The organism is Paraburkholderia silviterrae (genome assembly GCF_004353915.1).
GTDB lineage: Bacteria > Pseudomonadota > Gammaproteobacteria > Burkholderiales > Burkholderiaceae > Paraburkholderia > Paraburkholderia silviterrae.
This window is the reverse complement of record NZ_SMRP01000064.1, coordinates 1-10410: the sequence shown is the minus strand read 5'-3', so window position 1 is coordinate 10410 and position 10410 is coordinate 1. Positions and strand designations below refer to the sequence as shown.

At 58.6% G+C, this 10410-nt stretch carries 12 protein-coding genes; 6 read left to right on the top strand and 6 right to left on the bottom strand.

The window, feature by feature from the left end; translation table 11 throughout:
- Positions 1-115 precede the first annotated feature (115 nt).
- From EYW47_RS40360 to EYW47_RS40345, 4 genes are all read left to right on the top strand, one after another.
- The gene (locus tag EYW47_RS40360) at positions 116-463 is read left to right on the top strand and encodes a cupredoxin domain-containing protein (RefSeq protein WP_133200378.1); all 348 of its coding nucleotides are present in this window, start codon (positions 116-118) and stop codon (positions 461-463) included.
- A gap of 292 nt (positions 464-755) precedes the next feature.
- Positions 756-1262, top strand: coding sequence for a 2,4'-dihydroxyacetophenone dioxygenase family protein (locus EYW47_RS40355; RefSeq protein ID WP_165976821.1), 507 nt, complete (start codon positions 756-758; stop codon positions 1260-1262).
- A 30-nt stretch (positions 1263-1292) separates the two neighbouring features.
- Positions 1293-2174, top strand: coding sequence for an alpha/beta fold hydrolase (locus tag EYW47_RS40350; RefSeq protein WP_133200376.1), 882 nt, complete (start codon positions 1293-1295; stop codon positions 2172-2174).
- A gap of 61 nt (positions 2175-2235) precedes the next feature.
- The gene (locus EYW47_RS40345; RefSeq protein ID WP_133200375.1) at positions 2236-3162 is read left to right on the top strand and encodes a 3-hydroxyacyl-CoA dehydrogenase; all 927 of its coding nucleotides are present in this window, start codon (positions 2236-2238) and stop codon (positions 3160-3162) included.
- A gap of 19 nt (positions 3163-3181) precedes the next feature.
- Here the strand turns inward: EYW47_RS40345 and EYW47_RS40340 are convergent, their stop codons facing one another.
- The 3 genes from EYW47_RS40340 to EYW47_RS40330 form a co-directional block, all read right to left on the bottom strand.
- Positions 3182-4207 (bottom strand): AraC family transcriptional regulator, encoded by a 1026-nt coding sequence (locus EYW47_RS40340; RefSeq protein ID WP_133200374.1) that lies wholly within the window; start codon positions 4205-4207, stop codon positions 3182-3184.
- 307 nt (positions 4208-4514) lie between these two features.
- The gene (locus EYW47_RS40335; RefSeq protein ID WP_133200373.1) at positions 4515-4895 is read right to left on the bottom strand and encodes a DUF4148 domain-containing protein; all 381 of its coding nucleotides are present in this window, start codon (positions 4893-4895) and stop codon (positions 4515-4517) included.
- A gap of 67 nt (positions 4896-4962) precedes the next feature.
- Positions 4963-5304, bottom strand: coding sequence for a DUF4148 domain-containing protein (locus tag EYW47_RS40330; protein WP_240764145.1), 342 nt, complete (start codon positions 5302-5304; stop codon positions 4963-4965).
- Positions 5305-5967: 663 nt separating this feature from the next.
- Here EYW47_RS40330 and EYW47_RS40325 point away from each other — a divergent pair.
- Positions 5968-6504, top strand: a complete 537-nt coding sequence (locus tag EYW47_RS40325) for a sigma-70 family RNA polymerase sigma factor (protein ID WP_133200371.1) — start codon at positions 5968-5970, stop codon at positions 6502-6504.
- Positions 6504-7289, top strand: coding sequence for an anti-sigma factor family protein (locus tag EYW47_RS40320; RefSeq protein WP_133200370.1), 786 nt, complete (start codon positions 6504-6506; stop codon positions 7287-7289). The genes EYW47_RS40325 and EYW47_RS40320 overlap by 1 nt, the downstream gene beginning before the upstream one ends.
- A gap of 313 nt (positions 7290-7602) precedes the next feature.
- Here the strand turns inward: EYW47_RS40320 and EYW47_RS40315 are convergent, their stop codons facing one another.
- The 3 genes from EYW47_RS40315 to EYW47_RS40295 all read right to left on the bottom strand — a co-directional run.
- Positions 7603-8700 carry a porin gene (locus tag EYW47_RS40315; RefSeq protein WP_240764144.1) on the bottom strand — a complete coding sequence of 366 codons (1098 nt, stop codon included), beginning with the start codon at positions 8698-8700 and terminating at the stop codon, positions 7603-7605.
- A 405-nt stretch (positions 8701-9105) separates the two neighbouring features.
- Positions 9106-9417: a cupin domain-containing protein gene (locus EYW47_RS40305; protein ID WP_133200369.1), complete on the bottom strand. Its 312-nt coding sequence runs from the start codon at positions 9415-9417 to the stop codon at positions 9106-9108.
- A gap of 770 nt (positions 9418-10187) precedes the next feature.
- Positions 10188-10410, bottom strand: a 223-nt coding sequence (locus tag EYW47_RS40295; protein WP_133200368.1) for an alpha/beta fold hydrolase, incomplete at its 5' end; no start/stop codon positions are given.

Below are 10410 nucleotides of genomic sequence, written 5' to 3'. Positions count from 1 at the left end.
CCAAAGATGCTTGGCGTGACGAGCATCAGGATCTCGCGCCATCCGCTTGCCGCGACGCTTTCCGACACGACGCTCGCCTGACTGCGAAATTCATCATCCAATACGGAGCCAAGCCATGCCATCCCCTTTCTTTCGTCGTGCGCTCACCCTTTCCCTCGGGAGCGCCCTGCTCACGACAGCATTGGCCATCGGGTCGCCTGCCGCGCATGCTCAGGACCCCAATGAGATTGTCATCAAGAATTTCATGTTTTCGCCGATGTCCCTCACCGTCAAGACCGGCACGACGGTGACCTGGAAAAACATGGATGGCGAGCCGCATTCGGTCGTCAACGACGCGGGCATATTCCACTCCGCCGCGCTCGACCAGAACGACACGTATCAGTTCAAGTTCGACAAGCCGGGCGTGTACAACGTGAATTGCGGCATCCATCCGTACATGAAGGCGACCATCACGGTGCAGTAGGTCGATTCAGGCGAGCCATGGCCGCGAGCGCATCGTTGCCCGGATTCCTGCCGGATGCCGGCGACTCGTACGAAATTCACATGCATGCGTTGACGGCCAGCCGACACTGTTTTTTGTTAGATATCCTATTTATTGATCTTCTGGCCAGAGGCAAAACTGGCGCGTAAAGTACAAATTTGGGCGGCGCGGGTCAAGTCCCGGCGGCGAAATTGCGATGGAATAGACACCTGAGATTGCGCATCGGCCTGCATGGATGCCAGTCCTGTTCTCATCCCTACCGGAGACACTTTCCATGAACGCAGAAGTCGCACAAGCCCTCAATGATGTTGCCGCAATTGACACCGTGCATATCAGCGGAAAATCCACGCCCTGGCTCCCCTTTGCTCCCATCAACGACAAGATCCACCTCAAATATTTCAGGATCAACCCTGTCACGGGTGAAGTGGTCCTGCTCATGAAGGCAGCGAAAGGCGAAGGCGCGCATATCCATCGCCATACCGGCACGGTGATGGTCTACACGCTCAGCGGCCGCTGGAAATATGACCAGCACGGCTGGATCGCTGAAGCTGGCGACTTCGTGTTCGAGCCCTCGGAGTCGTCGCACTCGTTCACAAATCTGTCCGACGACGACAACGGCACGGCGCTCGTCGTGTCGACCGGAGAACTCCACTTCCTGGATGAACAGGGCAATGTCACGCACGTCGAGACCTGGCGTACCGCTTTGAACCGCTACCAGGCCTACTGCAAGCGCCATGGGCTGCCTGAAGTTGATCTGATCGGCTGCCAGGGCAGCCGCTAAACGACGCTTCTTGTCACAGAGGTTACGTCTATGACCCGCCTTGCCTCCTGCGCACCGGCCTGGCCCATTGAGACCCTGACGCTGACCTGTGGGCCGCATACCTACACAGCGCTGGCTGCGGGTCCGCAAGGCGGGGAATGCGTCCTCTTGCTGCATGGGTGGCCAGAATTCGCCGACTGTTGGTGCGAAATTCTGACCGCGCTTGCAGCAGCAGGCTACCGCGCGATCGCCGTGGATCAGCGAGGGTATTCCCAGCGCGCTCGTCCCATGGATATTGCGTCCTACACTGCCACTCATCTTGAATCGGACGCGCTTGCCTTCGCCGATCAAATCGGCGCAGCACAGTTCCACCTGATTGCGCACGACTGGGGCGGCCTGGTCGCCTGGGGGCTCGCCTCCAGGCACCCGCACCGCTTGCGCTCGCTCTCCGTGCTGGCAACGCCGCATCCATTGGCGCTGCAACTAGCCATGCGAGACGACGAACAACACCAGCGATTGAACTACGTGCGCAATTTTCGTCTGCCTGGCGGTGTCGCGGAACAACGCCTGCTGGCAGACGGCGCTGCCGCATTGAGGGCCGCATACCTGGGGCGCGTTCCACCTTCGCTCGTCGACGAGAACGTGCGGCGTCTTGGCGAGCCGGGCGCGCTGTCCGCGACGTTGAACTGGTATCGAGCGCTGCCCGACGATCTCTGTTATCCCGCCGGTCGCGTTGCCGTGCCGACGCTCTACATATGGGGCACCGAAGACCGGGCATTGGGCCGTGAAGCCGCGCAACTCACGGGTGATTTCGTCGACGGGCCTTATCGCCTTGAGATCCTCGAGGGCGCAAGTCACTGGCTCCCGGAAGAATCACCGGACCGGATTGTCCCGATGCTGCTCGACCATTTGGCATCCTCATCGTTAGCATGAATTCCTGCATCGGCAAAAGACCGCCGTATTCGCGATACACCACACACAGCACCCGCTATTCATGTCTTCTTACTCCCTGAACGATAGCCAGCCGATCACTCGCGTCATGGTGGCCGGCACCGGCGTACTCGGCGCCCAGATCGCCTTTCAATGCGCCTTCTCCGGCGTCGACGTTATCGCCTACGATGTCGACACCGGCTGCCTCGATCGCGCGAACGCCAGATTCGATGAACTTGGACATATTTACGCTGCGCAGATCGGTGCCACACGCGAACAAATCGAAGCAGCGCGGGCACGCATCGTGGGCAATATCGACCTCGGCTCGGCCGCCATACACGCGGACCTTGTCATTGAAGCCATCCCCGAAGATCTCGCAATCAAGCAGTCGTTCTACCGCACGCTCTCCGCCCTTGCGCCGGCCGACACCATCTTCGCGACCAACTCGTCGACGCTGGTGCCAAGCCAGCTCGTCAGCTTCACGGACCAACCCGAGCGCCTGCTGACCCTGCATTTCGCCCACGATGTCTGGAAGCACAACATCGCGGAAATCATGGGGCATCCGGGCACCGACCCCGTCGTATTCAAGCGCGTGGTCCAGTTTGCCAGCCGTATTGGCATGGTGCCTTTACCGCTGCGCAAGGAGCAACCGGGTTACCTGCTGAATGCCATGCTTATTCCGATGCTATTGGCTGCTCTCGGTCTGCTTGTCAATGATGTCGCCGACATGCAAACGATCGACAAGGCATGGATGATTGCGAAGGGAGATCGCATCGGACCTTTCGGCATTCTCGACGGAATCGGCATGACGACCGTGTACAACGTCACCCGTGCACTCGCCGAGCGCACAGGCGATTCCACACATCAGCGCATTGCGGATTACGTGAAGACGCATTTCATCGAGACAGGCTATCTCGGAGAGTCAACGGGGCGTGGGTTCTATCGGTATCCTGACCCTGACTTCCTGGACCCCGCGTTCGTCGCGGCTTGAACTGCCAGCCAGGATATCGCTATTCGTCAGTGTGTTCGCCGTCGGTCCCGCGGCACTTGGCGCGCAACTGTCGGGGCGTCATGCCCCGCAGTCGTTTGAATGCACGGCTAAAGGCACTTTGCTGGGAATAACCGAGCATTTCGGATATCTCCGCAAGAGGCAGGTTGGATTGCTGCACATACTTGACCGCGAGGTCTTCGCGAACCTCTTCCCGAATTTCATCGAAGCTCGTCCCAGCTTCCGAGAGGCGACGTTGCAGGGTCCGCGGGGAAATGGCGAGCGCTCGTGCAATCGCACTCAACGAACTGTCCGTGAACGGCAAAAGTGCGCGGATCACCGCTTGCGTGCGCACCACCCAGAGTGCCTCAATTTGTGCCCTTTCTCGCCGCAAATGTGCTTCGAGCACACGATGTGCATTACGGCGAAAATGCGTAATCGGGCGCCTCACCGTATCGTGGTCCAAAACAATCGCATTTCTGTCCTGGTCGAATCTCAGGGATGATCCGAACGTACGCCAGTGCATAGTGCAGTCCGCAGGCGCAGCATGACGAAACTGCACAACGGCCGGCTGCCAGTCCGTACCACAGATAGTGCGCAAATATCGCATACCGTTGGCCAGCCCCAGTTCAATTGCCTGAACTTCTCCGGGCCCGGCCGCATTCTCAAGGTCGTAAGTCAAGACCATCCCCTGTTCGTCTCGCACAGCCCGCACAGATGACATCGACGTATGCAGCACATAGAACTCGGCAAGCGTCTCCATGGCTTCCCCGATGGTGCGCATGCCCTGCATCATGACAAGTATCGGCCCCAGTACCGCCAGGCCCTGATACTCGGAGAGCCTCAGCCCAAAGTCCCGGCAGCGTGTAACTTCAGCAGCGAGCGAAAGGAAGCGAAGCACCTGTGCGCCGCGGATCGGCACATCAGTGGAACGGAGCGCAAGCTCCGGCAAATCCGCTCCAGTCGCGATCAACTCGGCCTGGACGCCAAGTGCCTCGAGTAAGGGGGCAGCTCCCGTCAACACGACACTTGGTAGGTAACCTTGCATTCTATATACGAGAAGTCAATTGAGACGGTTCACTGCGAGAGGGAATTCATATGCGGGCCGCGAAGCGCCAACAGTAATTTTAGTATTTTCCCTCAAACGTAGCACGCGCGGAATATACCCGACGGCATCGCGCGTACGAACCGACGCGTGGTCACAAAACGCCAGCGCCCGGAATTGCAGTGGCGCTGACGCAGTGAGTGTGGACACGTTCGTCTTGGCAAGTGGTACCGCGTATAAGCTGGCTAGCGCAATGAATCGTTATAGCGCCGGATCACCGGTAAACTCGCGAAGCCCGGTGGCGTATGGCTCAAGACCCGAAATAAAGCGTGCAGAAACTGACCGGCCCAACGCAGGTCGACGAATCGGAGGGAGACGCCTCTTTATTCATATGGCCCGCGTCGCTCGTGCCTGTCATTGCCGGACCCATGCCACTATCGCCGTTTTGCTGCCGGGGCGTCGCGGCTTGCTGTTCAGCGTCCCGGGCGGCGACCTTGGCCTCCGCCGCCTGGATATCGGCAGGATAGGTCACGTCGTCGTTAGCCGACGGATTGTATCCGGCCTGTTCGAGCCTGATGAGATCGGCGCGTACCTGCGCTCGGGTGAGCGGCACGGACGCGGACTGCGCAAAAGTCACGTTGGAGCTGACGAGCGCACCAAGCGTCAATGCCAGCAGGGCGAGATTTTTCATGATCTTGACTCCTTTCCACAAGGAACCCGGTTTGCCGGGGAACACGTGAAGCACGATGACGTATGGCTCAAGAGCCGAAGTAACGCGTGCAGAAGCTGACAGGTCCGACGCAGGTCGACCGCTCTGAAGGAGACGCATCCCGTTTGATGTTGCCGGCATCGCTCGTACCTGTCATTGGAGCGCCCATGCCACTGCCGCTGTTTTGCTGCTTGAGCCTGGCGACTTGCTGTTCAAAGATTGGCGCGACGTCAGGATAGGATGTGTCGCTCACGAAATTCAGACCGTTGTGTTCGGCGTCAATCAACTCCTGACGCACTTGCGCCCGGGTCATTTCTTGAGCCTGTGCGTTGATTGCAACGCCCGCTCCGGCGAAAAGAATCAGGGAGACAATCACGGTTCGCTTATTCACTTTGGACTCCAATTTAAATGACATGAGGTGGTTGATGCTGCATCGTAAAGCGCGTGAAGAACTCAACCGGTTTCCATCGGATTACGTGCGTCGTAGTGGCTACGCCCAAATTCCAGTGATCCAGAACGTTGGACACTGTGGCGCCCTTCTCTCTGCTCGCTTTAAAGTGAGAGGGCTGAAACGCTGCAGTCGCAATCAGGCTTGCTCACGCTACGGTATACCGGGAGCGGGTGCCACTTATTCCCAAAGCTGCCGCGGGCGCAGAAAAAAAACGATGCATTGGCGATCGCATCGCGCAGCGAGCTGCTGGGCAGGTCAACGGCATCAGGTCGATCAGAAGTCGCAGCTCGTACCCAATGCATCAGCACGAACAACGGACGCGTGGAGCCGAACTTCGTACACCGAACGCGGCACATCGTTGGAATAAACGGGCCCACTCTCCGGTATTGCTGTCGGAAACCGGAGTAAATCCTGGTGCCAGCCTATATAATGAGTGCCAGACTGACATGTCCGGCATTCCTCTGGAGCTTGCGGTTCGAGTGTGTGGTGGCGAGCGAGTCGGAAACGCGCTTTGCTCAACGCGTGTGCGGAATAAAAGTTGTGCACCGACGGTTAAACATCTCGACGGGCACGGATGCGACACAGCGACAATTCGGGTCCAGAATGAACGATCTGACTACTATCAGGCGCTTTGAAACCCTGGTAATACCTCACATGAATTCCGCGTACAGCGTCGCGAGATGGCTGACCCACAACGACCAGGATGCACAGGATGTCGTGCAGGAAGCGTACGTCAAGGCATTCCGGTTTATTGACAGCTTCCAGGGCGTGGATGCACGCGCCTGGCTGCTGACTATCGTGCGCAATGCGTTCTACACGTGGTATCAGCAGAACAAGGCCCGGGCCGCCGAATCGCAGGTATTCGAGGAAGACGCATATGTACCGGAGCCAGGCGACGGAGGGATCGAAAGTCCTGAGGTTCTGGTCATGCGCGATCAGAACCGCAAGCAGGTGAACAAGGCGCTGAGCATGCTGAGCCTCGAGCATCGGGAGATCATCGTGCTGCGGGAGATCGAGGAACTGTCCTACAAGGAGATTGCGGGCATAGTCGGCATTCCAATGGGCACGGTCATGTCCCGTCTTGGACGGGGGCGTCAACAGCTTGCCTCGATCCTTGCAAGAATGGGCCAGGAGGCATGATGGATCACGAGAAAGCGTTCGAATTACTACCGGGTTACATCGACAACGAGCTCACCCTTAGTGAAACGGTAGAGTTTGAGCATCATCTTTCCGGGTGTGCCGAGTGTCAGCGTGCGCTTGAGTCGCAGCAGCGGGTGAGCTCGCTATTGAAGACGTCCAACCTCCAGTTCACCGCGCCAGACGAACTGCGAGCGCGCATCAAGGCCCAGCTTCATCCGCGCAAGTCCCTTTTCCAGCGTCTTGCGCACTGGCTGCCGTCGTGGAAAGAAGGCCGGAGGTCAAGCTGGGCTCCCGCTGGTGCAATGGTCATCAGCGTTGCGGCGCTCATGTGGAGCGGGATGCTTTATCTGGCGACTCCCTCTGCCGACGTCCGGCTCAGTCAGGAGCTCGTCGACAACCATGTGCGCTCGCTACAACTGAATCACCTTATTGATGTCATCTCCACGGATCGACATACGGTCAAGCCATGGTTCGAAGGAAAGATCGATTTTGCACCGCCCGTACTGAACCTGGCGCAGGATGGCTATCCCCTCGTTGGCGGGCGGCTCGACTATCTCGACGGACGCACCGTGGCGGTCATGGTGTACCGCTACAAGCTTCACGCGATCAATCTCTACGTGTGGCCCGGCAACGACGCGGGAGAGAGTCCCGGGGTTCATGAACTGCAGGGCTACCATATCGCCCACTGGACCGATGGACGGATGAACTACTGGGCCATTACGGACGCGGGAAACAGCGAACTGGCCGGATTCGTCAAGAGCCTGAGGGCGCACGCAGGCTCCTGACGGGCTCAGGTCCGGCTCATTGCGACGGGGCTATCCGTCGCGGAGCTGGTGTCGACCGCCTGGGCCTCGGCGTCGACCTTCCGCGGCTCGGACAAGCGCGGCGGCGCCAACGGCGCGCGCATCCGGCTCGTTCCGCAAAGGGACTGGCCGGTCAACCAACCCGAGCAGCTCGCGAAGGTACGGTGCGCCTGCCGATATATCGAAATCGCACCGCCTCATTTCGTGCACAGGGGAGTCAACATTGCGTCGCAAAGGTGCTCCAGGCGTTTGCCTGGCGTCTGGCGTGGAAGCGAATTCGCGGCTACCCCGTCTCCTAGAACATATGGCGCAGACCAAAACTCGCGCCCACCGTTGAACCGGCCACCTCGTAAAGCGCGTTATTGATCGACAAGCCCATATTCATTCGGCCGTGGTTGTTGACGTAGCCCACCTGGCCGTAAAGCGTCGTGCGTTTCGAAAGGAAGAACTGCACGCCGCTCGATGCCATAATCGAATGGTTGGCGCCTTCGTTGCCGTCACGCGTGTAGTACACACCCGCGTTCACGTCCAGGTAAGGCAGCACGAAGTAGCTGAAGCCGCCAGCGTACACGCTATTGTCGAACGAGCCCGCGACCTTATACAACGTATAGGACGCCGAAATAGTGAGGTCATTCTGGAAGCGGTAGCTCGCACCTAACGTACGCCCCACGAATTCCACGGTGCTGGGGATGGGCGTTGAGGCCGCACTGCCGCCCGCGTTGCCGCTATACAACGCGCCGCTGATCGTTAATCCGCCCAGGTGATAGCGCAAACCCGCGGAATACTGGCGCCCGGCCTGGAAGTCACCCGGCGTGCCACCTGGCGCGAACAGGCCTGAAGCCTGAATGCCGGCTATTTCCGGTGATGTATAGGTAATCGAGTTGCTGTTGAACAGTCCGGTCACAACGACGTTGTCGACATAGCTAACGAGCCCACTGCCGAAGTACGACATGCCCCGGGGGTCCGTGTCGAAAAGCGAGAGGAAGAACGGCGAATACTGCAGGCCTGCCTTGACCGAGCCGTAAGAGCTGTCGATGCCCACCCATGCCTGCCTGCCGAACACGTTACCGTTGGAGTTCCCGAACTGCCCATTGGCAATGCTCACGCCACTTTCGAGGGTGAACGTCGCGCGAAGTCCGCCGCCCAGGTCCTCGGCGCCCCGCATGCCAAAATTCGAGCCGGTCATGCCACTGTCGGAAAACGAGAACTGGTGGCCTTCATTCTGACCTGTAGACATGTTCAGCGTGTGGCTTGTGTAAAGCAGGGAACCGTCGACGACACCATACAGCGCCACGCTACTTTGCGCATGAACAGCGCCGGATGAACCCATCAGACCGGCCACTGTGATGGCAGACGCAATCTTTATCGAGTGAACATTTTTTCGATTGTTCATTCTGTACTCCGTATTAATTTGGATAAATATGCATGTAATCTTGTCGCTATAAAGCGACTTCTCGATGCAAGAAGGTGCAATTCTCTTTTACATGCCAGGTGCGTCGTCAAACGTTGTCAAGATCATCGTCGAGTAGTCTGCCGCATCGTTCGCAGGCCAACATTTCCGTCGTAGAGTGTCAGCGACACCCCGTATATCCGCACCACAATATCCCGAGCAGGTGCGCTCGGCGCACGTGCGCCAGACGCGAGCAACCCGAAATGAGAACGGCCTGCTTGATGACCGCCGGATTGACCGGCGCGCCGCCACCATTGACGACCTTGAGAGGGGCGGCTGTATAAAGGAACGACCATGGTTCATCATCCGATCAGTCGGCCGCAGGTGGGTCGAGTTGCGCGATCCCCGTCAGCGTGACGCCGAGGGCTCGAACACGAAGTCGTCAGCTTCTGCGATGCAGCCGTGCTGGTCATATTTCCAGCGGCCGTTGAGCGTGCAGGCCATCACCGTGCCGGTATGGCGATGGATATGCGCGCCTTCGCCTTTGGCCGCCTTCATCAGCAGGACCACTTCGCCTGTGACAGTGTTGATCCTGAAATATTTGAGGTGGATCGTGTCGTTGCTGCGAGAAAAGGGGAGCCACGGCGTGGATTGTCCGCTGATATGCACCGTTTCAATTGCGCAAACACCATTGAGGGCTCGTGCGACTTCTACGTTCATGGAAAGTGTCTCCGATTCAAATTTTTCTAGAATCGGCATCGACGCTGGTCGATGCGTATTCTCCGGGATCTATTCCATCGCAATGTCGCCGGAGCCACTTGACCCAAGACGCCCTATTTTGTACATCTCACGCCAAAGTTTCGTCAGCTGAATCATGCGATTTCTACGAGTCGAAGCATGCATCAATCGGTACCTTACGCGAGCGTCATGTCCGCGTCGCCCCTTCAGCTCACGAGGCTACCCGGCAGACCACTGTGCGTCGATCAGAGCGGGAGGCGAAGGTGCCCACGTTCTTGCAGGCTGGCCGATATGCCCGGTCGTCCGCATACATCCGCTCGGGGTCTACGAGGCCCTCGCGCGCATGAAAGCGGACAACCTCGCCGACGATCAGCTCTCCCCGCGGACCCAGCACCAGTGAAGCGATGAGAGCGGCCAGGGATCAAAATTCGCACGATAGCGAACGCCCGATTCGAAGGGAAAACGCGGACTGAATCGAAGCCCGTCCGCCAGAATTTGATAGCCGCCAGGCACATTCGGAAGATCGTCACAGTCCCTCATATCAGGGTCGATGACATTCACGCGGAGCACAGACTGCGGCAGGCAGTCCGGCCGTCGATGTTCATCAAGCAACGCGACAAAGTCAGGATCGAGGTCATGAACGCCAACGCAGGCCGTCCCGCGCTCTCCCCCTTCGTAGTCGACCCGCAATATTGGCTGGAGCATGCTGGCCGGCTCATTGCGTGAGCGCTAGAGACGGCCATGCGACCTCGTCACTGCCCTTCTTGCTGAGCCGCCTGCTCGATCAGCGCAGCAACTTCCTTCGGATGAGACTCATAAACCGAATGGCTGGCGCCATCGACTTCCACCGTTTTGGCGTGAGCGCGCTTCGCGTACATGCGCTCGAGGTCCGGGTTGATGATCTTGTCCGCCTTCGCGACCATGTAGAACACAGGCTTGATCTTCCATGCCGGATCGGGAATTTGCGACGCGAAT